23 protein-coding genes and 1 riboswitch are annotated in these 24,975 nt (G+C 59.3%); of the genes, 9 read left to right on the top strand and 14 right to left on the bottom strand.

The window, feature by feature from the left end; translation table 11 throughout:
- Positions 1-36 precede the first annotated feature (36 nt).
- From DHN55_RS02725 to DHN55_RS02705, 5 genes are all read left to right on the top strand, one after another.
- Positions 37-1,092, top strand: coding sequence for a Rieske 2Fe-2S domain-containing protein (locus tag DHN55_RS02725; RefSeq protein WP_108879849.1), 1,056 nt, complete (start codon positions 37-39; stop codon positions 1,090-1,092).
- Between the two features lie 48 nt (positions 1,093-1,140).
- Positions 1,141-2,346 carry an ABC transporter substrate-binding protein gene (locus DHN55_RS02720; RefSeq protein WP_108879848.1) on the top strand — a complete coding sequence of 402 codons (1,206 nt, stop codon included), beginning with the start codon at positions 1,141-1,143 and terminating at the stop codon, positions 2,344-2,346.
- Positions 2,347-2,419: 73 nt separating this feature from the next.
- Positions 2,420-4,279 (top strand): ABC transporter permease subunit, encoded by a 1,860-nt coding sequence (locus tag DHN55_RS02715; protein WP_108879847.1) that lies wholly within the window; start codon positions 2,420-2,422, stop codon positions 4,277-4,279.
- Positions 4,276-5,049: an ATP-binding cassette domain-containing protein gene (locus DHN55_RS02710; protein WP_108879846.1), complete on the top strand. Its 774-nt coding sequence runs from the start codon at positions 4,276-4,278 to the stop codon at positions 5,047-5,049. Before DHN55_RS02715 ends, DHN55_RS02710 begins: the two co-directional genes overlap by 4 nt.
- On the top strand, positions 5,042-5,755 hold the full coding sequence (locus tag DHN55_RS02705; RefSeq protein ID WP_337659850.1) for an ABC transporter ATP-binding protein: 714 nt from the start codon (positions 5,042-5,044) through the stop codon (positions 5,753-5,755). The genes DHN55_RS02710 and DHN55_RS02705 overlap by 8 nt, the downstream gene beginning before the upstream one ends.
- Positions 5,756-5,793: 38 nt before the next feature.
- On the opposite strand, the gene DHN55_RS02700 is transcribed toward DHN55_RS02705, so the two are convergent.
- The 4 genes from DHN55_RS02700 to cpaB form a co-directional block, all read right to left on the bottom strand.
- A complete protein-coding gene (locus DHN55_RS02700) occupies positions 5,794-6,600 on the bottom strand; it encodes a creatininase family protein (RefSeq protein WP_337659849.1) in 807 nt (268 codons plus the stop codon).
- Between the two features lie 117 nt (positions 6,601-6,717).
- On the bottom strand, positions 6,718-7,032 hold the full coding sequence (locus DHN55_RS02695; protein WP_337659848.1) for a hypothetical protein: 315 nt from the start codon (positions 7,030-7,032) through the stop codon (positions 6,718-6,720).
- Positions 7,013-8,455, bottom strand: a complete 1,443-nt coding sequence (locus DHN55_RS02690) for a pilus assembly protein N-terminal domain-containing protein (RefSeq protein ID WP_108879844.1) — start codon at positions 8,453-8,455, stop codon at positions 7,013-7,015. The genes DHN55_RS02695 and DHN55_RS02690 overlap by 20 nt, the downstream gene beginning before the upstream one ends.
- 79 nt (positions 8,456-8,534) lie before the next feature.
- Complete coding sequence (gene cpaB / locus DHN55_RS02685; RefSeq protein ID WP_108879843.1) at positions 8,535-9,512, bottom strand: Flp pilus assembly protein CpaB; 978 nt, start codon at positions 9,510-9,512, stop codon at positions 8,535-8,537.
- A gap of 256 nt (positions 9,513-9,768) precedes the next feature.
- Here cpaB and DHN55_RS02680 point away from each other — a divergent pair, with 256 nt between their 5' ends.
- The 3 genes from DHN55_RS02680 (at position 9,769) to DHN55_RS02670 (ending at position 11,455) form a co-directional block, all read left to right on the top strand.
- Positions 9,769-10,353, top strand: a complete 585-nt coding sequence (locus DHN55_RS02680) for a tetratricopeptide repeat protein (RefSeq protein ID WP_108879842.1) — start codon at positions 9,769-9,771, stop codon at positions 10,351-10,353.
- A 7-nt stretch (positions 10,354-10,360) separates the two neighbouring features.
- On the top strand, positions 10,361-10,972 hold the full coding sequence (locus DHN55_RS02675; RefSeq protein WP_108879841.1) for a hypothetical protein: 612 nt from the start codon (positions 10,361-10,363) through the stop codon (positions 10,970-10,972).
- A gap of 108 nt (positions 10,973-11,080) precedes the next feature.
- Complete coding sequence (locus DHN55_RS02670; RefSeq protein ID WP_337659847.1) at positions 11,081-11,455, top strand: DUF1636 domain-containing protein; 375 nt, start codon at positions 11,081-11,083, stop codon at positions 11,453-11,455.
- Positions 11,456-11,457: 2 nt separating this feature from the next.
- Here the strand turns inward: DHN55_RS02670 and cobU are convergent, their stop codons facing one another.
- Positions 11,458-11,982: a bifunctional adenosylcobinamide kinase/adenosylcobinamide-phosphate guanylyltransferase gene (gene cobU / locus DHN55_RS02665; RefSeq protein WP_108881671.1), complete on the bottom strand. Its 525-nt coding sequence runs from the start codon at positions 11,980-11,982 to the stop codon at positions 11,458-11,460.
- Between the two features lie 80 nt (positions 11,983-12,062).
- Between cobU and cbiB the strand changes: the two genes are divergently transcribed.
- A complete protein-coding gene (gene cbiB / locus DHN55_RS02660) occupies positions 12,063-13,007 on the top strand; it encodes an adenosylcobinamide-phosphate synthase CbiB (RefSeq protein ID WP_108879840.1) in 945 nt (314 codons plus the stop codon).
- Between the two features lie 24 nt (positions 13,008-13,031).
- On the opposite strand, the gene DHN55_RS02655 is transcribed toward cbiB, so the two are convergent.
- From DHN55_RS02655 to DHN55_RS02615, 9 genes are all read right to left on the bottom strand, one after another.
- Complete coding sequence (locus DHN55_RS02655) at positions 13,032-13,688, bottom strand: hypothetical protein (protein ID WP_108879839.1); 657 nt, start codon at positions 13,686-13,688, stop codon at positions 13,032-13,034.
- A gap of 147 nt (positions 13,689-13,835) precedes the next feature.
- A complete protein-coding gene (locus DHN55_RS02650) occupies positions 13,836-14,723 on the bottom strand; it encodes an ATP-grasp fold amidoligase family protein (protein ID WP_108879838.1) in 888 nt (295 codons plus the stop codon).
- Between the two features lie 178 nt (positions 14,724-14,901).
- Positions 14,902-16,374 carry a cobyric acid synthase gene (locus DHN55_RS02645; protein ID WP_108879837.1) on the bottom strand — a complete coding sequence of 491 codons (1,473 nt, stop codon included), beginning with the start codon at positions 16,372-16,374 and terminating at the stop codon, positions 14,902-14,904.
- 15 nt (positions 16,375-16,389) lie between these two features.
- Entirely contained in the window at positions 16,390-16,998 is a 609-nt protein-coding gene (gene cobO / locus DHN55_RS02640; protein WP_108879836.1) for a cob(I)yrinic acid a,c-diamide adenosyltransferase, read from the bottom strand.
- Positions 16,995-20,765 carry a cobaltochelatase subunit CobN gene (gene cobN, locus DHN55_RS02635; protein ID WP_108879835.1) on the bottom strand — a complete coding sequence of 1,257 codons (3,771 nt, stop codon included), beginning with the start codon at positions 20,763-20,765 and terminating at the stop codon, positions 16,995-16,997. The genes cobO and cobN overlap by 4 nt, the downstream gene beginning before the upstream one ends.
- 4 nt (positions 20,766-20,769) lie before the next feature.
- Positions 20,770-21,864 carry a cobalamin biosynthesis protein CobW gene (gene cobW / locus DHN55_RS02630; protein WP_108879834.1) on the bottom strand — a complete coding sequence of 365 codons (1,095 nt, stop codon included), beginning with the start codon at positions 21,862-21,864 and terminating at the stop codon, positions 20,770-20,772.
- Positions 21,865-21,972: 108 nt separating this feature from the next.
- On the bottom strand, positions 21,973-22,623 hold the full coding sequence (locus DHN55_RS02625; RefSeq protein WP_108879833.1) for a HupE/UreJ family protein: 651 nt from the start codon (positions 22,621-22,623) through the stop codon (positions 21,973-21,975).
- Between the two features lie 119 nt (positions 22,624-22,742).
- Positions 22,743-22,989, bottom strand: a riboswitch (cobalamin riboswitch).
- Between the two features lie 29 nt (positions 22,990-23,018).
- The gene (locus DHN55_RS02620) at positions 23,019-23,801 is read right to left on the bottom strand and encodes a cobalt-precorrin-6A reductase (protein WP_108879832.1); all 783 of its coding nucleotides are present in this window, start codon (positions 23,799-23,801) and stop codon (positions 23,019-23,021) included.
- Entirely contained in the window at positions 23,798-24,871 is a 1,074-nt protein-coding gene (locus tag DHN55_RS02615; protein WP_108879831.1) for a cobalt-precorrin-5B (C(1))-methyltransferase, read from the bottom strand. The genes DHN55_RS02620 and DHN55_RS02615 overlap by 4 nt, the downstream gene beginning before the upstream one ends.
- Positions 24,872-24,975 lie beyond the last annotated feature (104 nt).

Here is a 24,975-nt window from a genome sequence, read left to right as displayed (position 1 = left end):
CTGAAAGGGACCAGCCAGTTGAAGGAGGACGCCGATATGAAGTTTGTTCGCAATGCCTGGTATGTCGCCGGCTGGGCGAGTGAATTTGATCGCACACTGCGCCGCTTTACCATTCTGGGTGATGACATTGTCATGTATCGCGGCGAGGCGGGTGAGGTTTGCGCCCTGCGTGACCGGTGCCCGCACCGCCAGCTGCCGTTGTCCAAGGGGCACCTGATGGCCGGTGATGCGATCCAGTGCGGCTACCACGGCCTGACCTTCGACAAGGCAGGCGCCTGCATCCGCGCACCCGGTCAGGACAATATCCCGAAGACATCCGTGCACGCTTATCCGGTGCATGAGAAAAATGACATCGTCTGGATATGGATGGGCGAGGCAAAGCTTGCCGACCCGGATGACATTTTCAGCCTGCCCGAGTTCGCCGACCCGCAATGGCATGCTCATCAGGGCGATGCCCTGCATCTCAGGTCGCACTACCTGAACGTGGCTGAAAACCTGGTTGACCCGGCGCATGTGAGCTTTGTTCACCCGACCACACTGGGCAACGCGGCCAGCGAGGACGTGCCGGTACACGCAGATGTAGAAGGTGATGTCATTGTTGCCTGGCGCTGGATCCGTGATGCGCCGCCGGTCGGGTTCTTCCAGAAGTTCGGCGGTTTCACCGGCAATGTGGACCGCTGGCATTATTACTACCTGCATCTGCCGTCCATTGCCGTGATCGATTTCGGCAGCGCTGATGCGGCACTCAACCTGCCTGAAGACAAACGCCATGAAGGCGTGCGGGTGTTTGCGCTGCATTTCCTGACGCCGGTTGACGATACCAACACCATTGATCGCTGGATGCATTTGAGAAATGTTGCGATTGAAGATGAGAAAGTGTCTGAATCCATGGACGCCATGTTCCGGATCGCATTCAATGAGGACAAGGAGATCCTTGAAGCCATTCAGCTTGAGGAATTGAAGCCGCAATATCATCGCCCGGTGCGGCTGGCCTTTGACAAGGGGCCGAATGTATACCGCAGCCGCATTGAAAAGCTGCTGCAAGCTGAAGAGACGGGTAACGAGGGGTGGGCTCAATCTGAAACTGGATGACGCGGTGGTTGAGCCGTATCATCGTGATTACAACGAAAGGGAGAGAGTATGAAAATCTTGAGATACATGGCCGGTTGCGTGCTGGCTGCAGGTGTTGCCCTGACCGCGATTGCGGCGCAGGCGGCAGAACCGATCCGCATTGGCGAGATCAATTCGTATTCACGCCTGCCGGCGTTTCTCGACCCCTACAAGAAGGGGTGGCAACTGGCGCTTGAAGAGGTCAACGCAGCAGGCGGCATCAAGGGCCGTCCGCTTGAATTTGTGGATCGTGATGATGGTGGTAAGCCCGGTAACGCCGTGACCATTGCCGAAGAAATGATCTCGAAAGAGAAGGTGACCCTGCTGACCGGAACCTTCCTGTCCCATATCGGGCTTGCTGTGACCGATTTCGCCAAGCAGAACAAGGTATTCTTCCTGGCAGCAGAGCCGTTGGCCGACGCCATCGTGTGGAAGTCAGGCAATCGCTACACATTCAGATTGCGCCCGTCGACCACCATGCAGGCTGCAATGCTGGCCAAGGAAGCGGCCAAGACAGGGGCAAAGAAGTGGGCAACGGTTGCACCCAACTATGCCTATGGCAAGGAAGCGGTAGCGGCATTCAAGAAAGAACTGACCAAGCTGGTTCCGGACGCTACATTTGTTGAAGAACAGTGGCCGACGGTGTTCAAGATCGATGCCGGTCCCGTGGTGCGCGCTGTGGAGGCGGCCAAGCCGGACGGTATCTACAATGTTACGTTCGGTGGTGATCTTGCGCAGTTCGTTCGTGAGGGAAACCTGCGCGGCACGTTTGAAAACCGCACCGTGGTGTCCCTGTTGTCCGGCGAGCCGGAGTACCTGGAACCTTTGAAGGGTGAGGCGCCCAAGAACTGGATTGTTACCGGTTATCCGCAAGGCGCCATTGAAACACCGGAGCACAAGGTGTTCTTCGATGCCTATATGAAAAAATGGGGCGAAGCACCCAAGCTCGGTTCGATAGTCGGATACAATGTCGTGGCTTCACTGGCTGCGCTGTTGAAGAAGGCCGACGCCTATGACGCCGAAACCCTGGTCAACACCATGAAGGGTCTCGAGGTCATGTCGCCGTCTGGCAAGTTTACGTTCCGGGCACAGGATCACCAGGCTACCATGGGGACATGGGTCGGCAAAACCGATGTCAAGGACGGCGCCGGTGTCATGGTTGACTGGTTCTACGCCGACGGCGCGGACTATCAGCCGTCCGACGAAGACGTCAAGTCACTGCGCCCTGCCGAATAGGCTCATTACGCAAAAAGGCGGGTCCGGGAATTGCCGGGCCCGCAGTCTCAATGCAGCACATCAAGGGGGCTGAATGAGCTTCTATTTCGCCCAGTTCCTGACGGGCCTTTCGAGCGCTTCGTCGCTGTTTCTGGTGGCCTGCGGGCTGTCGCTGATATTCGGCGTCACCCGTGTCGTGAACTTCGCCCACGGCTCGTTTTACATGCTTGGCGCCTATGTCGCCTATGCACTGGTGCAGTTTGTGCCGGGCAGTATTCTGGGCTTCTGGGGATCTGTCCTGGCTGCGGCGCTGATTGTCGCCCTGGTCGGTGTCGTCGTCGAAATCCTGATCCTGAAACGTATTTACAATGCACCGGAACTGTACCAGCTGGTCGCGACATTCGGCGTGGTGCTGCTGATGCAGGATGCCATCCTGCTGATCTTCGGCGGCGATGACCAGTTCGGTCCGCGCGCGCCCGGGCTGGACAGCGTGGTGCGTATTTTCGGCGAACCGATACCTGAATACGACCTGGTGCTGATTGCCCTCGGTCCGATTGTGCTGGGCGCGTTGTGGTTGCTGCTCAACCGCACTCGCTGGGGCGTGCTGGTGCGCGCTGCCACGCTGGATCGCGAAATGGTAGCCAGCCTGGGTGTCAACCAGTCATGGCTGTTCACCACGGTGTTTTTTCTCGGCTCGTTTCTGGCCGGTCTCGGCGGCGCGCTGCAACTGCCGCGAGTATCGATCAACCTGCTGATGGATCTGTCGATTATTGCCGAAGCGTTCGTTGTTGTCGTCATTGGCGGTATGGGCTCCATTCCAGGTGCGTTTATCGCGGCGTTGCTGATTGGTGAACTGAATGCATTTGGTGTCCTGGTGCTGCCCCAGGCGACCATTGTTCTGGCATTTGTCGTCATGGCTGTCGTGCTGGTGATCAGGCCCTATGGCCTGCTCGGAAAGGCCGAAACGCTGGCCCATGTCGCGGGTCAGGTTGAGTTGCCGATCCGGCCTGCAAGCACGCTCGCGAAATCCATTGCCGGATTGTTGCTGGTGGGCCTTGTCGTCATGCCCTTCCTGGCCGGCGAGTTCGCCATTGTACTGGCCACGGACGTGCTGATCTTCGCGCTGTTTGCAGCCAGCCTGCATTTCATCATGAGCAATGGCGGCATGGTGTCGTTTGGCCATGCGGCCTATTTCGGTCTCGGCGCCTATGGCGCGGCATTCGTCATAAAATACGCTGGTGGTTCGATGGAACTGGCGTTGCTGGCGGCGCCACTGATGGCGGCGGCCGGCGCCCTCATATTCGGCTGGTTCTGCGTGCGTTTGTCTGGCGTGTACATGGCCATGCTGACGCTTGCTGCCGCCCAGATCGTATGGTCAACGGCCTACCAGTGGCAGGACCTGACCGGTGGAGACGACGGTTTGCTCGGCATCTGGCCGTCTGAATGGGCCAAATCGAAAACCGCCTATTACTACCTGGCGCTGGTCCTGTGCGGCGGCGGCATCCTTGCCATGCGTCGCATGATCTTCTCACCCTTCGGCTATACGCTCAGGGGCGGACGCGACAATCCCAACCGCACCGAGTCCATCGGTATCAATCTCAGGCAGCACCAATGGGTGGCTTTAATCGTGGCCGGTGTGTTTGCCGGTATCGCCGGCGGCGTTTACGTGTTTTCGAAAGGCTCCATATTTCCTGATGAAGCGGCCATTCCACGCTCGGTTGATGCACTTGTCATGGTGTTGCTGGGCGGTGTCCAGACACTGTCCGGCCCGGTTGTCGGGGCAGGCGTGTTCCGGCTTCTGGAGGACGAGATTTCACGGCTGGATTACTGGCGCGCCATATTGGGCGCCATCATCATCTCAATCGTGGTGATCGCCCCTGAAGGCATTGCCGGGTTCATCAAGAAGATCGCGGTAAAGGCAGGGTTTGAACGCAACGAGGAGCAGGCGTCATGAACGATCCCGTCCTCAGTGTCCGCAATCTGTCCAAGTCCTTTGGCGGCCTGAAGGCCGTATCGGATGTTTCCTTCGATCTGGCGAAAGGCGAACTGCTGGCGCTGATCGGGCCGAACGGGGCAGGCAAGACCACATGTTTCAACATGCTCAACGGGCAATTGCGGGCCGATGCCGGCCAGGTCAGGCTCAATGGCACCAGCATTCTGGGTCTGAACCCGAGGCGCGTCTGGCGAATGGGAGTAGGGCGTACCTTCCAGATCACCGCAACCTATGCCTCCATGACAGTGCGAGAAAACGTGCAGATGGCGCTGATCTCGCATCACCGCAGGACCTGGGATATCTGGCGCCCGGCATCCGGTCTGCATGTGGATGAGGCCATGCAGCTTCTTGCCCTTGTAGGTATGCGCGAACAGGCCGAACGGGCTGCCGCAATCCTGGCCTATGGCGACCTGAAACGGCTTGAGCTGGCAATTGCACTGGCCCATGCCCCTGAACTCCTGTTGATGGATGAACCCACTGCCGGCATGGCGCCCAAGGAGCGGGTGCGCCTCATGCAGCTTACCGCCGACATTGTCGCTGAACGCGGCATATCGGTCTTGTTCACCGAGCATGACATGGATGTGGTGTTTGCCCATGCACACCGCATCATGGTGCTCAACCGGGGTGAGCTGATAGCCTCCGGCAGCGTTGATGATGTTCGAAACGATGCTCGCGTGCAGGAGGTTTATCTTGGCGGCGGTACCTTGTTCGAGGGTCAGGCTCATGGCTGAAACGATGCTTGAACTCAATGAAATCAACACCTTCTACGGCAAGGCCCATATCCTGCACGACCTGTCGTTCAAGGTCGCGGCAGGCGAGGTTGTTGCGCTGCTGGGGCGCAATGGCGCCGGCAAGACCACCACCATGCGCACCATCATGCAGCTGGCACGCCCGCGGTCCGGGACGGTCCAATTCGAAGGCTCGGACATAACCAGGTCGGCCACGCACAAGGTGGCCCAGGCCGGTATCGGGTATGTGCCGGAAGAACGCCGTATCTTCGGCGATCTGACGGTGATGGAAAATCTCGAAGTGGGGCGTCAACCGGTGCGCGACGGCTTGCCTGCCTGGACGGTCGAACACTTGTTTGAGCTGTTTCCCAACCTGGCCGAGCGCAGAAACAATCGCGGCAAGCAGATGTCGGGCGGTGAACAGCAAATGCTGACTATCGCGCGCACTCTCATGGGCAATCCGAAGCTGCTGCTGCTTGATGAACCGTCTGAAGGTATCGCGCCGGTGATTGTCGAGCAGATGGCGCAGACGCTGCTGGAGATCAAGGCCAAGGGCCTGACTGTCCTGCTGTCCGAGCAGAACCTGCACTTTGCCCGCATTGTCGCGGATCGCGCGATCATCATCGAAGGCGGCAGCGCGGTGTTTGACTCAACGTTCGAGGATCTGGAAACTCACCCGGAGATCAGGGACCAGTATCTCAGCGTCTAGAGCAACATGGGTTCTATTGAACCCATAAAGCTGCTCTATCATCCTGATCTGAAATGTTCCGGATCGAATGCTTTCACGTCCTCCAGCAGTTCGATGAACCCGCGCGACTGGTGGGCGATGACGGCGGCGCCTTTTTCGGCCGTGGCAGCACCGGCATTGCCGGTTACGCCCTGACTGTTGAGATCATGCATCATCCATCCGAAGCGGTGTGGGCCATAGGCACGCAAGTGCTTCATGCTGCCGATCATGTCCTGCTGCAGTGACGGAAAGTCTTCCGCCTTCGCCAAGTCCACGGTGTCGGGCCGTGCCGCCAGCATGATGGATGTTTCAATGTCACCGCCATGAATGCCCAAGGCGACCTCGTCACTACTGAACAGTCCGTCGGGATATCCGAACCGTGACCATGATGTCGCGACCGCCAGCATGCCAAGCTCGATGCGTGCGCGCTGTATGACCATGTCGCACACCGGCGTGTTGCCGCCGTGGGAGCTGACCAGCACCAGTTTCTGTATGCCGTTTATGTTGAGGTCGGCCGCGATGCCGACCCAGGCCTCGGCAAGTTCGCACGGGTCACGCGAGACGGTGCCGGGCGTGTCTCCGTGCTCGGCAGAGGCGCCGACTGCCTCAACCGGCAGGAACGAAACCTTCACATCGCGTGGCAGGATCGCCACCGAGGCGGCGACCATGGCCCGGGCGATATCTGTGTCCGTTGAAGCAGGCAGGTGGGGTCCGTGTTGTTCGGTGGCTGCCACCGGCAGCACGGCAATCCAGTCACTGCAATCGGCATCCGCGATCAGGCTTGCCGGCATGTCTTTCCAGTATGGATGCGGTTTCAATTTCTTCATCTCGCCAGATTGAACAAAACAGGCAGGAGCCGGAGCTCCTGCCTGAAACAGTGTTTAAGCGAGAATAGGGTAAATCACAAAGCCTGTCAGCACGCCGGTTCTGTCAGGCCAGCGGGATCATCCTCCCGCGGAGACCGATGAACCGCCTGACGAGCGTTCGCCCTGAAGCGGTTTGGTCCTGCCCTTCTTGTAATCGTTGGCGCGTTTGACCGCCAGTTCGCCATCCATCGTTACGTCCGTGTCGAGGACATAATCAGGCCATGGATCAACGGTTTGCATCACGGTTGCAGCGCGCACCGCATCACCTGATGAAGCAGAAATCTTGTCTGAATGACTGAGATTGCTCTGGCTACATCCTGCAAACAGCAGGCACAGAAAAGTGGCGCCGACGCTGCGGTACAGCGTGCTTGATTTACTTGGTGACAATTTCATTTGAACCTCCTGGCAGATCGATCATGTGACCGTAGGGTCCCTTGATTTCACCACCGTTTTCGATGAACGAAAGATAGTTGCGGCTGACTTCGACCTTGCCGTTCAGGAACAGCTCCTCGTCATTGCTCGACGCGGTCAGATCCAGCGGGGTTGGAATCCGCTTGGTCGGATCGACCGGCTTGGCAAGCCGTGGCGTGATGATCACCAGCAGGTCGGTTTCCGATTTCTGGAATCCGCTCGAACGGAACAGCGTGCCCAGCACCGGCACATCACCCAGCCATGGAATCTGGTCGGCGTTGCGTGCATTGAATGTCTGCAGCAGCCCGGCAATTGAAATGCTTTGCCCGTCGCGCAGTTCCACCGTTGTCCGGGTCCGCCTGACAATCAGACTTGGAATCTGAATTGCGCTGGTGGTTACCGTACGGCTGAAGTCAAGCTCGCTGACTTCCGGTTCGATAGCCAGGTTGATCAGGCCGTTGTCGAGTACGGTCGGTGTGAACGCCAGGCTGACACCGAACTTCTTGAATTCGATGGAGATTTTGTCGTTGTCCTGGGCAACCGGCACAGGAAACTCGCCACCGGCCAGGAAGCTGGCCGTTTCACCGGACAGTGCGGTGAGGTTTGGCTCTGCAAGGCGCCGTGCTGCGCCCTTCTTTTCCAGGGCCTGGACGATAATGTCGGCTGACGCACCACCGGTCAGCATGTCTGCAACAAGCCGGCCAAACGGCGCAGTTGCGGCGTTTGATGCCAGCGCATTGCCGAACGGCTGAAAACTGATGCCGCCGGCACTGACCGCATAATTGACGCCAAGATCACGGCTGGCGTTGCGTTTGGCCTCGATGAAGCGCACTTCCAGGGTTACCTGCTGGCTTGCACCGACCGTCATGGCATTGGTTACATTGCTGCCGGCAAAATCCTTGGCCACCTGCATGGCCCGTGCCGCGGCGGTTGAACTGCGTACGGCACCTTGCAGGAGAACCCTGCCATTGACGCTGCGTACCCTGATTTTTTCGCGCGGCAGAACCGTGCGAAGCGCATCCTTCAACCCCCTGGTATCGAATGTCACCTCCACATTGATGACACCGAGAAGTTTGTCGTCGGCATCATAAAGCGACAGGTTTGTGCGCCCGGTCTTGCGTCCCAGGACGTAGAAGGACCGGGTTCCAAGCGGCGAGGCATCGGCGATTTCAGGATCGCCAACCACCAGGTTGGAAATGTCTGCGCCGGATTGCACGGTCTCGGATTGTCCGACCGGCACCTTCATTTGCTGGATTGTGCTGGTGTCGGCGTTGAACTTCGTCGCGGCCTCGACCTGATTAACTGCCAGTGTCCATACGCACATGCAACTGAACAGCACCACCACCAGGCGGGCCATCAGGTGGCGCAGGTTGCTGCCGGGCAGCGTGTTTGTCATTATACTCATTGTCTATCTCCCTGCACGCCTGTCTGATCCATGGTGTCTGTTGTGACAGATCATCCAGGGCGCTCCCTTTGCTGTAATTCTACTCTGTCGGTGTGTCCTGGACCTGCGCAGGCACCTGGACCGGTGTCGCGGCGGGCTGGCGTGATGCCGTCGCAGTCCTGCCCTTGACGCCACGCACAATGGTCATGGTACGGCGCCGTTGCGTATCGCCTGCAAGATCAGCCAGAGATACGGAGCCGACATCGGCACGATGTGCAGATCCGGCTGCCCGCAATGTCAGCGACAAGCGACCGATGGATCCGCCAAGTGCCAGTTTCTGGGCCATTTCCGTATCAACCTCGAGGGTAACCGCACTTGATACGCTCGGCGCATCAAGACGCTGGTCTGCCTGTTGGTCGATTGCCAGTACCTTGACGTTCTGCACAAGCACATCTGCCTGCGACGTCGTCGGATCGCCGGCCGTCATCGTGCGCGTCAGCATGACATCCACCCGGTCTCCCGGCAGGATAAAGCCGGCCACGCCAAACACTTCATCGACCGGTACCGTCAGGGCACGCTTGCTGTCACCAACCAGCGCAGACAATGTCGGGCGTTCGCCCGGTCCGGTTACCTTTGCTGCAAGAATGGGTTCGTCCATTTCGATGGGCCCCAATGCAGCGCGTGCGTCAACGCCGGCCTGGAACTCCTCCAGGGTTTTGAACGATCCGGCTGGTTCGGTTCCCGCAATCCATGTGGTGGCGCGAACCGCAGCGCTGTCTACCTTGTCCCCGAAACGCAGGGCACGGGTTGCGACCAGCACTGTCGATGTTTCCATCTTTGGTTCTGCCGGGGCCGGCTTGACAATGGCTGTCTTGTCCATGTTGCGAATTTTGTAGGCGAAGACCTGGCCGGTAATGGTGGCTCCCACAACGCCGGACACCAGCGCAATACAACCCAGCGCAAACATGCGCCCGGTCTTGCTCGACAGCTGCACGCCGGAAAATCCGCCGCCCAGCTGCTTGCTGGTTCGTGTGTGGTGTTTGCCGCGCCACTCGCGCCGCGTATTGTTTTCTGCCATCCCGATGCCTCCCAGAAATCAGTAGAATTCCAGTCAAGATACATCATGGCGCGTCATTTATAGAGCGTTCAGTGATAATAGAGTAAAGTGTTCGTTCACTAATGTGGAAAAATGTAATCAATTGTATTCAGTAACAGTATATTCATAAAAATTTAACCTTTGAATTTTGCAGAAAATTTGAATGGATATGATGAATGTTCTTTCATGGACCATCGTCATAATGCCTGCCTGAGTCTGAATTTTGGGAGGGCGAGTTATGAAGTTTACTCAATTGTTTATTACGGGCGTGTTAGCGCTTGGTGTTACCGGTTGTTCGCAAGGGTTCTCTTTGCAGCATGTGGCCGATTTCGGCGCCAGCATATCCACATCCGAGCCGCGTCTGCCGGGTCCTCATCCGGCAACATCGGATCATCTGCAGGGTGAAACAGGCACCAAGCATCACGCTGGGCGTGCGCCTTATCACCCGTCTGACAATCTGTTGCAGACTGCAAAAGGTGAATTTCGTGAAGGCCGCTTCGGTCTGGCGGAAAAGAGCTATCGCAAGGCTGTGGAATTGTCACCGCGTGATGTGGAGGCGTGGATCGGCCTGGCTGCTTCTTATGACCGCCTGCGTCGCTTCGACCTGGCGGATCGCGCCTATGCCCACGCCATCAAACTGGTTGGACACAATACGATGATGCTCAATAATCTGGGATATTCGCAATTGTTGCGTGGTGATCTCAAGAAGGCACGCCAGCATTTCCTGGCAGCCTTTGAGCGCGAACCTGACAATCCGATCATTCAAAACAATCTTGAATTGCTCAACCAGAGCGGCAAGCGCATCGTGCGTGAGAAGGCTTGATAGTATCATGGCTGACAAACGTGCAATACCACAAACCTTGCGTACCGGCTTTGCTGTTTCAGCGCTCGCGCTGCTTCCGGTGTTTTCCTGGCAGGCTCTTGACGGGCGGTCATCTGTAACTGTGGCCGCACCCGCGGCTGCAATTGCGGCGCGTTCTGAAACGATCATCAGGAAATCCAAGCTGACCTGGGGTCACACAAAGTCCGACCGGCTGGCCGTCCAGCAGGCCGTTCGGCAGCAAGCCTCAATCCGGGCTGCCGCAGAGGCTCAGTCTGACAAGGCAGACCGCGAAACCATGCCGGCGGTCACGCCGGTGGCTCTTCCCGGTGAGTTTGCTGACTGGCTGGTTCCAGGCAAGTCCGGAACCGGCGCTGCCCGCATCATCGACTTTGCCGCGCGTAAATCCAGTGACAACAGAAAATCCTGCCAGTCGCGCCACGAGGACATAGTGAATGCGTTTTCAATCAAGCATGCCCGCGTCATGGCCGATCAGCCGGTTATGTTCCAGTCGAGCATCTGCGCCGCAAATGGCGAAATTGTCATTACCTGCTTCGGTACCAGCGCGACGATTTCTCCGCGCAAGGTGCATCCAGGCGGGCGTTGCTCAAGGCAGGGTTGAATTCCGCCTGTCGGCAAGCATTTACCCTCGCCAACCCGCTTCATGATCGTGTAAAAGCTGGCTTTGTTTCCTGCTTGGCAGGCCGTTTTGTTTCGAAAGCCGTTGTTCATGTCGTCCATGCCCACCACGATCACCGTTTGTACCACCTGCCGCCAGCCGGCTGTGCGCGAAGACAAGCAACGCACGCCGTGCGGAGAAGCCATGCTGGCAAGCGTCGTCAAGGCTGCCGGTGGTGTGGATGGTGTTGACGTGCGCGGTGTACCGTGCCTGATGGGATGCGAGCATGGCTGCAATGTAGCGATTTCCGCAGACGGCAAGCTGGCCTACGTTCTGGGCTCGTTTGAACCCGGTGAGGACGCAGCCTCCGCGCTGGTCGAGTACGCAGCCGGCCATGCCGCCAGCGACACCGGTGTGGTGCCGTTCAAACAATGGCCGCAAGGCGTGAAGGGGCATTTTGTTGCCCGTATTCCGCCGCTCGACTGACTTCAGCCTTTAAGTCTCAGGGGCAGGCCCGCGGCCACCAGTTCCACAATGTCTGCCGCCGCTGCAACATCCTGATTGAGGCGGCCCTGTGCGTCGCGAAACTCCCGCGCCAGGCGATTTTCCGGCACGATCGACAGGCCGACCTCGTTGGACACAACAAAGACCGGTACCGGGCAGTGTTTCAACGCTGCGGTCAGCTTGATGGTTTCCTGCGCAATATCGCTCTCGTGATGCATCAGGTTTGATAACCACAGGGTAAGGCAGTCGATAAGCACAACGTCACATGTACTGCCCGCCGAGGTGACCGCATCGGCCAGCTCCAGCGCCGCTTCCAGTGTTGTCCAGCCCTCACCGCGGTCGGCGCGGTGGGTTGCAATGCGAAGCTTCATTTCGTCGTCAAAGGCCTGTGCTGTCGCTATGTAGCAGCGCTTGGGCCCGGCAGCTTCTGCCAGGGATTGCGCGCGAGAGGACTTTCCGGACCGGGCGCCGCCCAGGATAAAGGTTATGAGGGGTAATGTGCCTGCCATGTTGGCCTCTGTCCTACCCCCGGATGAAACAAACAACAAGCGGCTTGGCGTGATCAGGTCGGGCTGGTATGGCAACATGCATGACATTCGCACTGACAATGGCGCTGGCATTGCTGCTCGACTGGCTGTTTGGCTGGCCCGGCTGGCTGTACGCACGCATCGGCCACCCGGTGACCTGGATCGGGCGCGTGATCACCCAGCTTGAGACCCGGTTGAACCGGAGTGATGCCTCGCGCAGTCACCGGATCATGGTCGGGGCGGTTGCCGGCCTGTTTGTCGTGGCGATGTGCGCTGTCGCGGGATTGCTGTTGCAGGCCGTGTTGCCGGACGGCTTTTTGGGCGCGGTGCTGGGCGCCCTGCTGGCATGGCCTCTGCTGGCTGCCCGGTCCCTGCATGATCATGTTGCCGATGTGCAGCAGCCGCTTGCTGCAGGCAATGTCGAGCGCGCCCGCAATGCGGTTTCCATGATTGTCGGCCGCGACCCGGCGCAACTGGATGAGGCCGGAATTGCGCGGTCTGCCATTGAAAGTCTTGCCGAGAACACATCCGACGGTGTTGTAGCGCCGTTGTTCTGGGGGGTGTTGTTCGGCCTGCCCGGAATTGCCGCCTACAAGGCCGTCAACACGCTGGATTCCATGATCGGCTACCGCAATGACAAATATGAAGCTTACGGCAAGCCGGCGGCCCTGTTCGATGATCTGGTGAACTGGATACCGGCGCGCCTGACCGGGCTTGTCCTGGTGCTGGTATCGCCTGACCGGCACCAGGCCTGGCAGGTCATGCGGCGCGATGCAGGGCTGCACCGCTCGCCCAATGCCGGCTGGCCGGAAGCGGCCATGGCAGCAGGACTGAACTGCCGTCTCAGCGGTCCGCGTACCTATGGCGACAGGCTGGAGCAGCATCCATGGGTAAATGACGGCGCGCCTGATCCGGATGCCGCGACAATTGCCAGCGCGCTGGTCATGCTGAAGCGCTGTCTGGCTGTGGTTGCCGGCTTACTGGTTGTTCTGGCGATTCTCGATTAGGGCCAGGATCGGGCTCAGGGACGGTCACAAGCCCTGTGGAGACTGCTGGCTCGCATTTTCAGTTTCACTGATGAGCAGCTGCCTGATCTGATGAATGATGAAGATGGTCACCAGTATCTCGCCGCCATCCTCCAGGATGCCGACCAGCAGGCAGAGCAAGCCACGCGGCGAACAGGTCTGTTCGTGAATGCTGTCAACCAGAACGCCGAACAGGGCGAACAACACGATGAGGCAGGCAAAGATGATGAACTGTTTCCTCACCTCTGCGTTTGCACCGAAAAACCGCTTGATCAGCAGGACGCCGAGCAGCCCGCCCACAACAGCAAGATAAGAGATTTCACCCAGCGAGCGGGCCGAGAAAAACCACAATGGGCCGGGGATGACATGTTTGCCCAGGAGCCAGCCGGCCGTTTCATGCAGTGTCGTCATGTCGTCCACCAGCAGGTAGGCGAATGCGTAAAACCAGACGTCGTAAGCCCGTTCCAGTTGCATCAGCTGGTAAAACCCGAAACAGCAGATCGACAAAAGCAGGTAGTGGTACAGGCTCGGCAGCGAGTATTCCTTGTCGAAATTGAACAGGAACACATTGCCGGCATAGGCGTAACTTGCCACTGACAAAACGCACAAGGTCAGCAGCCCGGCGAAGTAATACTGGTCTTTCGTGAATAACAAAGTGTCCATGTGTGTTTGGATAACCTGCTGGCGCGGCACAACGTGCTCGGGAAAATCGCAATATGGAGTGAAAGTGTGCATGACATCCGGTCGGATGTATGGGCGAAAAACTGCGAGTTTGCGGCAATAATCGGGTTTGTTTCCGATGCCCTGTGCCTAGGCGGCGGTCAGGTCCTCAACGGTCACGCCGGGATCGGTGAACAGGCGTCCGAGTTTGAGCTCGGCACTTGGATCAGGAAAGAACGGTCCGGTTGCGTTGCCATCAACGTGGGTAAGCTCACCAATCAAAATCCGGCTTCCGTCTGAATAAAGATCCACGCGGACAGAACTGAAGTCCGCAGCAAGAATCTCGGCGGCAGTGATCAGGTCCGACAGGTTGACCGGGCGTTTGACAACCGGCATCAAGGGTCCCCTGATGACAAAATTCAGGGGCTTCCAGTCCGGCGTGTACCACCGCTTTACCAACCCGTCCGGACCGTCCCTGCGGTCCCATTGGATGATTTTGACCTTTCCGAAGAAGCAGAACAGCTTCAGGTCCGGCGGCAAGCCGGAGCCATTGAAGTCTATAAACTCTTCCACGATGATCTTGGGCTGCAGGTGCTTGTAAAATTTCTCCCTGGTCCAGCGATAGTGGTTTTGGTGAAAGAAGCTCATTAGCACTTTGTGATCGAGCGGCTCGCCATTGTGACGCGGCATGTACGGGCCCGACGCATCCGTTGGCTTGATCATGCATTGATCGGGAAACGGCCAGTCGTGAAGCTCGTTCTCGTCATGGATGACGCCAATGGTCGGGACAACATATGTTTCTCCAAGACGCTCGGCAAAATAGGTCTTGGCGAACTCCTTGTCTGTTACCCGGTGCCGCAACTGATTATCGCGTTCGTGCAGTTTGACGCGCAACAGGCCGTCATTGAAACCGGGAACCGACCTGAGCCTCGGCCAGCGGCCATGGATTTGCCGAAAGGCGGCATATGACCACACCGTGTCGCCGCGGTCCGTGAACGGGCATCTGGATTTGATGCGCTGGTATATATCCGGGAGCATTGTGGCTGATCGCGCTTAGGGGCCGTACCGGGAGGGCTTGCCATCTCATGACTGGTTCCTAGCATGGGCAGCTTCCATTTGATACGCATAATGATGGATTGATGTGGCTTCCAGGAGACTGCGCCGGTTTTGCCTTCAAAAAACAGGTATCGCCAAAATCTCAAGTTGCCGGTTCGGATTATGAAGATGCGCCCCGACTATGCTTGCGCGCAACGTCAAGCAGGCCATCAATATTTGCGTGAGCTTCAAGATGTTCCGCCAGGTTATTGAGTATCGTGTCGATGCTTTTATCGTAGGATGATACGCCGGTAGCTGCGCCAAGGCCGTTTACAAAGCCGGTCCTGAAATCGTCGGAACCGAAGATACCGTGCACGTAGCTGCCCATGATGCGGCCGTCGGCCGACATCGCGCCTTCGGTCCGGCCGTCAATCTCGAGCATCGGCCTGACCCTGTCCGGGCCGTCGGTGCGGCCGATATGGATTTCGTAGCCGGTGACGTCGCAATTGCTGGCAATGTGTTTTGCCGTAATCCGTGTCAGCGTCTTGTCCGGGATCATTGTGGTTTCCACATCCAGCAGGTCGAGGCCCGGCGTGATACCGGCAGCGCCTTCGATGCCGTCGGGATCAGCAATCGTGCGGCCCAGCATCTGGTAACCGCCGCACAGGCCCAATACATGGCCGCCGCGCCTGACGTGGGCTGCGATGTCAATGTCCCAGCCTTGCTGGCGCAGAAACTCAAGATCGCCGCGGGTTGATTTAGACCCCGGCAGGATGATCAGGTCGGCGTCGCCCGGCAGTGCGTTTCCGGCCCTTACCATTTCCACACTCACGCCGGGTGTCGCCTTGAGCGGGTCAAGGTCGTCAAAATTGGCAATCCTCGACAAAACCGGGCACACCACCTTGAAATCGCCGGTGCCTGACGTGCCGCCAATATCGAGGGCATCTTCCGCCGGCAATTTATGGGCATCGCCAAACCAGGGAATAACCCCGTAGCCCGTCCACCCGGTCTGCTGTTCAATCAGTTCATAGCCATCACCAAACAATGATGTATCGCCTCGAAACTTATTAACCAGAAACCCGGTGATCATAGCAGCATCTTCAGGATCGATTACATGTTGCGTGCCGACAAGCTGTGCGATCACACCGCCCCGGTCGATGTCACCGGTCAGGATGACGGGCACGTCTGCCGCGCGCGCGAACCCCATGTTTGCGATGTCGCCGGCGCGCAGGTTGACTTCTGCCGGGCTGCCTGCGCCTTCCACCAGCACAATGTCTGCTTGCGCCTGCAACCGGTTGAAACTGCTCAGCACCGCATCCATGAGCTGCGGCTTCAGGCTGGCATAGTCGCGCGCTTTCACAGTAGTCAGCCGTTTGCCGTGCACCACCACCTGGGCGCCGGTTTCGGTTTCAGGTTTCAGCAGTACCGGGTTCATGTCGATGACCGGTTCGACATTGCAGGCGAGCGCCTGCAGCGCCTGCGCCCGCCCGATCTCACCGCCGTCGGTGGTGACCGCGGCATTGTTAGACATGTTCTGCGGCTTGAACGGCAACACCTTCAGCCCGCGCCGCGTCAGGGCTCGTGCCAGCCCTGCCACGAGCATGGACTTGCCCACATTGGAGCCGGCTCCCTGGATCATCAGGCTGGAGGCCATGACGCTGTTGTGCCTTTAAAACTCGACGCCGGCCTGGGCCTTCACGCCGGACCGGAACGGGTGCTTGATCAGTTCCATCTCGGTCACCAGGTCGGCCGCTTCAATCAGCTCCTCCTTGGCGTTGCGCCCGGTGCACACCACGTGGCTCATCTCGGGCTTGTGCTCGGCCAGAAACGCAACCACTTCATTGACGTCGATATAGTCATAGCGCAACGCGATGTTGATCTCGTCAAGCAGCACCATGCGGATATTGTCATCCGCAATAAGCTCTTTCGCCTTGGCCCAGGCTGCCTGGGCCATTTCAATGTCCCGGGACTTATCCTGGGTTTCCCAGGTAAAGCCTTCGCCCATGGTATGAAACTGGCATTTGTCGGCGAAGGACGACAGGATCAGGTCGCGCTCACCGGTGGACATGCCTCCCTTTATGAACTGCACCACGGCACACGGCATGTCGTGGGCTATGCACCTGAAAATCATGCCGAATGCGGCGGATGACTTGCCCTTGCCCTTGCCCGTATGGACAATCACCAGGCCCTTTTCCTCGGTCTTTGTGGCCATGATCTTGTCACGGGCCACCTTCTTCTTGAACATCTTGGCATTGTGCTTTTCAACGTCGTCGGTCATCTCTGTTCTCCGCTTTGCAATTGTTCTATCAGGCCGCGTGCCGAGTTGGACTTCGGCGTCCACATGCCCCGCTCCATGGCCTCGCTCAAACGTTGTGCGATTTCTCGCAGGGCGGCCGGGTTATGGGCCTCGATGAATTCCCTTGTTGCATCGTCTTCAAGATAGGCCTCGTGCACAAGGTCGAAATGATGCGGGCGAACCGCGCCGGTGGTGGCGGCAAAGGCGAACAGGTAGTCAACCGTCGCGGCCATTTCGAAGGCGCCCTTGTAACCGTGCCGTTTCACCCCTTCTATCCATTTCGGGTTGACCGCACGCGATCGTACCACACGCCCGATTTCTTCATCCAGGGTGCGCACCACCGGGCGTTCAGGGCGGGAATGGTCATTGTGGTAGATTGCCGGTGCCTGTCCGCTCAGTTTTTCGACTGCCGCACTCATGCCGCCTTCGAACTGGTAGTAGTCATCGGAATCCAGCACGTCGTGTTCCCGGTTGTCCTGGTTCTGCACAACGGCCTCCACCCGGGACAGGCGGGTTGCAAATTCTTCATGTGCCGCCCGTCCGCCGGCATTCTGGCCATAGGCATAACCGCCCCATTCAAGGTAGGCGTCGCCCAGGTCTGCACGCTCTGCCCAGAGCTTCTCGTCGATCATGGCCTGCAGACCGGCGCCGTAGGCGCCTGGCTTGGATCCGAACACCCGCGCCCCCGCCTTGAGTGCAGCGTCGGATTGGCTGGCTCCGGAGGCGGTTTGAGCTTTGCACTCCTGATGGTATCGTATCGATGCCGGATTATCGTCGGCGGCCTCGTCGCTCAGTGTCATAACGGCGCGCGCGGCGCTGTCGACCAGTTCAAGCTGGGCCGGAAAGGCGTCGCGGAAGAAACCGGAAACCCGCAAGGTTACATCGACCCGCGGTCGACCGAGTTGCGCCAGCGGCATGACCTCGAAACCGGTCACCCGGGTGGAAGCTGAATCCCATTTCGGTTTCACCCCCATCAGGGCCAGCGCCTGGGCGATGTCATCACCGCCGGTGCGCATGTTGGCGGTACCCCAAGCCGTCACCGCCATGGCCCGCGGCCAGTCGCCATGATCCTGCACATGGCGTTCCACCAGCAGGTCGGCAGATTTGCGGCCCAGTTCCCAGGCAGCCCGGGTCGGCAGCGCACGAGCGTCCATGGAGAAGAAATTTCGCCCGGTGGGCAGGACGTCGAGCCGCCCGCGCGTCGGCGCACCGGAAGGCCCCGGTGGCACAAAACTGCCATTCAGGCCGGTCAGCAGGCCGCCAAGCTCCCGTGTTCCACAGGCGCGAACCGCCGGGCGGATGCGGTCATCTATCTCGTCAAGGACATCTTTGGTGGCGGGCATTCCTGCCGGCAATTCCATGCCACCTGATACCAGCTGTGCCGCCAGCAGTTCCAGCCGTTCAACAGTATCTCCTGCGGTGCGCCATGTATCTGTGCTCAGCGCAGCGAGCACATCCGGTTGTTTCCCGGTCCACGAACTGCCCATCTCGCTGTCCAGCGGATCAAACCCGTCCTGTAGTTCAAGGTCGGTTGCCAGCGCCCTGATCAGCGAGGCATTGCCGCCGGATCCGTCACCGCGCGGAATGCGGGTCAGCGCAATGACAAGGTCGGTTTCAAGCCGTCCGTCGGGTGCTGCGCCAAACACATGCAGCCCGTCCCTGATCTGGCTTTCCTTCAGCTCGCACAGATACGTGTCCAGCTTCTGCAGCCGGGCATCTGAGTCATCGGAATCGGCCATGCCGGCATCCACGTCAAGGCCGGTTACCTGTGTCAGCGACAGAATTTCATCGCGCAGGTAACCGATACGTCGCGGGTCGACACCCGCGGCTTCGTAGTACTCATCCACCAGCGCTTCCAGATCACGCAGCGGACCATAGGTTTCCGCCCGGGTCAGTGGCGGCGTCAGGTGATCGATGATGACGGCCTGGGTTCGGCGCTTGGCTTGCGTACCTTCGCCGGGATCATTGACGATGAACGGATAAAGGTTTGGGACAGGACCCAGAACGGCTTCGGGCAGGCAGGATTGTGACAGCGCGGTTGCCTTGCCCGGCAGCCATTCCAGATTGCCGTGCTTGCCCATGTGAACCATGACGTCTGAGTCAAATGTCTCGCCGCGCAACCAGAAATAAAACGCCAGGTAATTGTGCGGCGGCACCAGGTCGGGGCTGTGATAGGTTTCTTCCGGGTCGATATTGTATCCGCGCGCCGGCTGCACGCCGATGGCCACATGGCCAAACCGGTGGATGGCCAGCGCAAACCCGCCGTCACCGAAGAACGGATCATCTTCGGGCTTGCCCCAACGGGATTCAATGCGATTCCGGACATCTTCCGGCAGCAGGGTGTAGTGAGCCTGATAGGTCTCCGGTGACAATCGCTCGCCGCCGTTTCGCTGGGCCCGGTCGGTGAGCCAGTTGGTCGGTCCAGCCAGAATTGCCTGCATCAGCTCATCGGAGGTTTCCGGCTCGCCGTCCACCAGGTATCCCGCCGCCTTCAGGGCAGACAGCACGGTAATCGTGCCTTGCGGGGTGTCCAGCCCGACGCCATTGGCCAGCCTGCCGTCTTTGTTGGGGTAGTTGGCCAGGATGATCGCCACCTTGCGGTCTGCAGCCGGCTTGTTTTTCAGGCGCGCCCAGCGCGCGGCCATGTCGGCAACGAATTCAACCCTGTCAGGCAGGGCCCGGTGCGTGGCGATGGCACATTCGCAAGCCTCATCGCGGTAATCTTCATCCTTGAAGCTGATGGCGCGCGACAGTAGCCGGCCATCGACTTCGGGCAGTGCCACGTTCATGGCTATGTCGCGGGCGGTCAGGCCGGTTGTGCCGTCAGCCCACGCCTCATGCGAATGCGCCGCCAGCACCGCCTGCAGAACCGGCACGCCCGGTGCATCAAGCACCGTTGCGACGCGCTCGTCACGCCAGTTGCCGGGATCAGGCGAGGACACGGCAAAGCTGGTGGCGTTGATCACCACATCCGGTGGTGATGCATCAAGGATACCGCCAAGCGTGGCGGCGGAAACCGGATCTTTCAGGGAGGCGACAAACACCGGGTTCGGGTTCAGGCCGCGCGCCTGCAGCGCTTCGATCATCCGGTCGACCGGGTCCAGCCCGCCGCCCTGCACCAGCGCCCTGTAAAACACGATTGTTGCGACAGGTGCCTCCGCAACCCAGTTGGCCGCCACGGTTTGCTGGTCGGCCTGGGCCGTACCGGGCCAGTAATGGCCCGCCCTGAGCAACGGGCTGGCAGCCGGAGGACGCTCTTCACCATCCAGCATATGACGGGTGAGACGCAACAGGTTGCCGGCGTTTTCCGGGCCACCTTCAACCATGTAGGACCATAACGCCGCCCAGTCCTCATCGGAAACGGTCGAAACAGACCGCAGGGTTTCATCGGGCTTGTCGTCTCCGGGCAATGCCGCAAACAACACGCCTGCCTGCTTCAGGCGGGTGGCGAATTCGTCAAGCCCGTAAGTCCAGTACGCACGGCCACCGAGCAGGCGGGCTATGACCAGCCGGGATTTCGTCGCGGTCTTGTCGAGATACAGGTCGACGGAATAGGGGTGCTTCAGCCAGCCCAGCTGCGCCAGTCTCAGAGCTGGAGCGTCTTCACCGAGCCCGGCGCGCGCCTGGGACAGTGCGGCAAGTTCGGTGTCGGCTGCGGAAATGAAAATCACGTCCGCCGGGCTCTGGTCGGGATCAACCGGTTCGGTACCGTCGGTTATGTCGCCCGGACGCGCGGCGAGAAGATGCATCGGCTCAGGCCCCTGCCGCGGTCTCCAGCGCCGATGTAATGGCTGCCTGATCCAGCCCGTGCTGTCCGATCACCACAAGCCGCGTGGCGCGAGCCTCATCATCTGCGAATGCTCGGTCGAAATGCGTGTCAATGCGCGGACCCACGGCCTGTATGACCATTCGCATGGGCTTGCCCGGCACCGCCGCAAACCCCTTTAGCCGCAGCACGCCGTGAGCTGAAATGGCGTCCTGAACCCGGGTCAGGAAACCATCCACCTCGCCGATTTCCGGCAGGCTGACAACGAAGCTGTCGAACTCGTCATGGCCATGCTCATGTTCGTGGTGATCGTCATGATCCCCTTCACGATCGTCGTGGTCATCATCGTGATGGTGATGATGGTGGACCTCATGCCGGGCCTCCAGGTCGTCCTCGGCGCCGATACCGAGACCCAGCAGCACTTTAGGGTCAATCACACCGTGGCTGGCCTGCAATACCTGTACGCCGGCGCGCAATTTGGTTTTCAGCTTGCCGGACACATCGCTTGCACCGGTTTCGCCAAGAATGTCGGCCTTGTTGACGACGATCATGTCGGCGCAGGCCAACTGGTCTTCAAACAGTTCGCTCAGCGGCGTCTCGTGGTCGAGGCCGTCATCGGCTTCGCGCTGGCGGTCCACCGCGGCCAGGTCATGGGCAAACTGTCCTGCTGCGGTTGCCGGGCCGTCGACAACCGTTACCACGCCGTCCACCGTTACCCGTGTGCGAATGTCGGGCCAGTTGAAGGCGCGCACAAGCGGTTGCGGCAGGGCCAGGCCGGAGGTTTCGATTACAATATGGTCGGGAGCGTCTTCGCGCTCGATCAGTTTCTGCATGGTCGGGATGAAGTCTTCTGCAACCGTGCAGCAAATGCAGCCGTTCGACAGTTCAACCACGTCATCCTCGCGGCAGTTTTCGATACCGCAACCTTTCAGGATTTCGCCGTCAACGCCCAGATCACCAAATTCGTTGATGATCAGCGCGATGCGCTTGCCGTTTGCATTTGCCAGCATATGGCGGATCAGCGTTGTTTTGCCGGCACCGAGAAAGCCGGTCACAACAGTAGCGGGGATCTTTTGAACCATGGTTTGTTGTCTCTGGTTGCTGAGGGTTTGAAAAAGGCGCTGCCCTGTTTTGCGCAAGGCAGCGCCCGATCAAAAGCGGTCTGGCTGAAACGCCGAAGGCGCGCTCGTTCAGGCAACACCGGGGAAGATCATTCCTTCAATGTTTTCAAACAGGAAGGTAAAACCGACACCGGCGGCAACACCACCTGCAACCCGCAGGCTGACGGAAGCGGCATTTGCGCCATCCCAGAACAGCTTCGCCACGGTACCGGCACCGTAGGCAATTGCATACTGGGTGATGAGCAGGCCACCGAGATAGGCCAGCAGAGGCGTGCTTTCCGCACCAACGATGGCGCCGCCATAGGCTGCGCCATGGAACAGCCCGGCCGCGGCAAACAGGCCGAGGGCAACCGGCATGGAGAGCTGGCGGCCTGACAGCACGATGGCGCCGATCAGTGTCGCGGAACCTGCCACCATCAGTTCAATCATCGGAACGGCGATGCCGTTATAGGTGAACAATACCCCGATCATCGACGCTGCCAGGAATGCCAGCGGCGCCGTTGTCAGCCGGCCCATGGCCACGGCGGCAAATGCCATCGCAACAATAAAGGCGAAATGGTCGATACCCAGCATCGGATGGCCGATACCGGACAGGACACCGTGCGCGAATGTCTCAGGCGTGCCGCCACCGAGCGGGTGGTGGGCTAGTGCCGGGCTCGCTGTCATAGCAGTTACAGCCAGTGCGGTCAGTCCGTTTCGGACATGTTTCAGTTGGATCATAAAAGTCGTCCTCTCCATATTCTTCCATGGCAGAGGAGTGCGCTGGCCTCGCGCCGGATCAGTTGCCTGCCGACGTCGCGACACGGGAGCACCCCGCCCGTTTCACGTTTCTCAACCGGCGTTTGCCGGCATCAGAGGCAGGTCTCCTGGCTGACGGGTCATCACAGTTTCATCCACCTTCCCGTGTCACTGGCCTTAGCTGGCCTGCATCACAGTGGCAACGGATGATCGTTCACCGTCTACAGTCGCGGGGGCGGCTACGTTTTTGAACCCCCTGTTTGGGTCGGTTCATCGCGTATTCCCTTTTCATCCCATTCGCCGATGTTCAACACCGGACAATCAGGAACCTCTGAATGTATGATTGCACGGCACCGGGCTTTGGTGTCAAGCAGCCATTACGCCTTGTCAGGCTCGCTTTGCGACATGATGTCAAAAACCATTGCCATCAGGTCCTGCACCGTGGCCGCGGTGACCTGCCCGTCAGGCTGTCGGGGCCGTCTGATCGCGATCACTTTTACACCCAGTTCGCGTGCCGCCTGGAGCTTTGCCCTTCCCGAACAACCGCCGGCATTCTTGGTCACGAGATGCGAGATTTTAAACCGCCGCATCAGGTCAAGTTCTTCCTCGAGCGGAAACGGTGGTCGGGCCAGGATGAACTCGCCATGTTGCAACGGAAACTGTTGATTTGATTGATCAATCAGCCGAATTGCCCCCCACAGGCGATGGCCTGGATTCGCCGCCGCAATCTGCTCCACCGACCCGCGTCCTGTCGCAAACAGAACCCGCGCATTATCGGGCACAGCCGCAACGGCGTCAGCCATGTCAGCAACATCCAGCCACTGGTCGCCGTCCGCGGGCCGCCAGGGATCGCGCAACAGTCGCAATAGCGGGCGCCGGGTTTTCATGGCGGCATTGGCGGCATTGGCACACATGACTCGGGCGAATGGGTGGGATGCATTCAGGATCAGGTCAAAACCCTGCTCATCTATGTAGCGCGCAAGACCTTCAGCACCGCCGAATCCGCCTGTTCTGGTTTCAACAGGGTAGGGTTTCGGGTCTTGTGTCGCACCGGCCAGCGACGCAATCACCTTAAGGTTCCCGGTTTTGCTCAACTGCTCTGCAAGCTGGCGCGCCTCGAAGGTGCCGGCCAGCAACAGGATGCGAAACGGCTTGCTCACAACGTGCGTTCTCCGCCGGAATCGGCACTGGCCAGGGGCTTGCCATCACGGTCTATTATCAGCACATCTACGTCGACTGTTGCACCTTTCAAAGCGGCCAGCGCGCTATGCCGGGCACCCGCAGCCACCCGGGCGGCCAGTTCCGGCCCGGCGATTTGCAAGGCCTGCATGGCCGTATTGGCAGTCTTGATCTCGTCATTGTCGGCCAGCGCCGCCAACGCATTGAAATCCACCTGCGAACGCGAAGAGTGCAGGTCCAGTGCACCCTGGGCCAGCTTGGTCAGTTTGCCAAACCCGCCGGCAATGGTCAGGCGCGGCACCGGGTGCACTTTCAGGTATTTCAAAAGGCCGCCGGCAAAATCGCCCATATCGAGCATGGCATGATCGGGCGCTGCGAACAGGGCTTGCGCCACCCGTTCCGAGGTCGCGCCGGTTGACCCGATTGCATGGCTCACATCATTGGCGCGGGCCACGTCGATGCCGCGGTGTATCGAGGCAATCCAGGCTGCGCACGAAAACGGCCGGACGATACCGGTGGTGCCCAGAATTGATATGCCGCCTTCAATGCCCAGCCTCGGGTTCCAGGTCTTGAGCGCCAGTTCGCGTCCGCCGGGTACAGACACTTCGATTTCCAGATCAGCCGCAACACCATGGTCGTTTGCAACTTCGCTGACGTGATCGGTGATCATCCGGCGCGGTACCGGGTTGATGGCCGGTTCTCCCGGCGCTATCGGCAGGCCGGGCATCGTCACCATGCCGACGCCGTCACCAGCCTTGAAGCGAATACCGCTGTCGCGCTGGCCGCGACGCACGGTAGCAATGATCACGGCACCATGTGTGACATCAGGATCATCTCCTGCATCTTTCTGCACACTCGCGCGTGCCCAGCCGTCACCTGCTGCGGTGTCCGCCAGCTCGAACGACGGTGTTTGCCCGCGCGGCAGGGTGATGCTCACCGGGTTTGGAAAACCTGCCCCGAACAGTGCAGAGGTGGCCGCCTTGGCGGCAGCGGTTGCACATGCCCCGGTGGTAAATCCTGTGCGCAACTCTGTGTCGGGTTTTCTGCTCATTCTGCGCCAGCGTAAACCGTTTCAGGTTGCGTTGAAATCAAAACCACTATTCCAGCTGATCGCACCCGGGGGTCAGATTTCGCATTTCAGAGCGGTGCTGTCGC

Source organism: Anderseniella sp. Alg231-50 (genome assembly GCF_900149695.1).
Lineage (GTDB): Bacteria > Pseudomonadota > Alphaproteobacteria > Rhizobiales > Aestuariivirgaceae > Anderseniella.
Note: the sequence above shows the minus strand (reverse complement) of the source record. Positions and strands in the feature narration are given on the sequence as shown.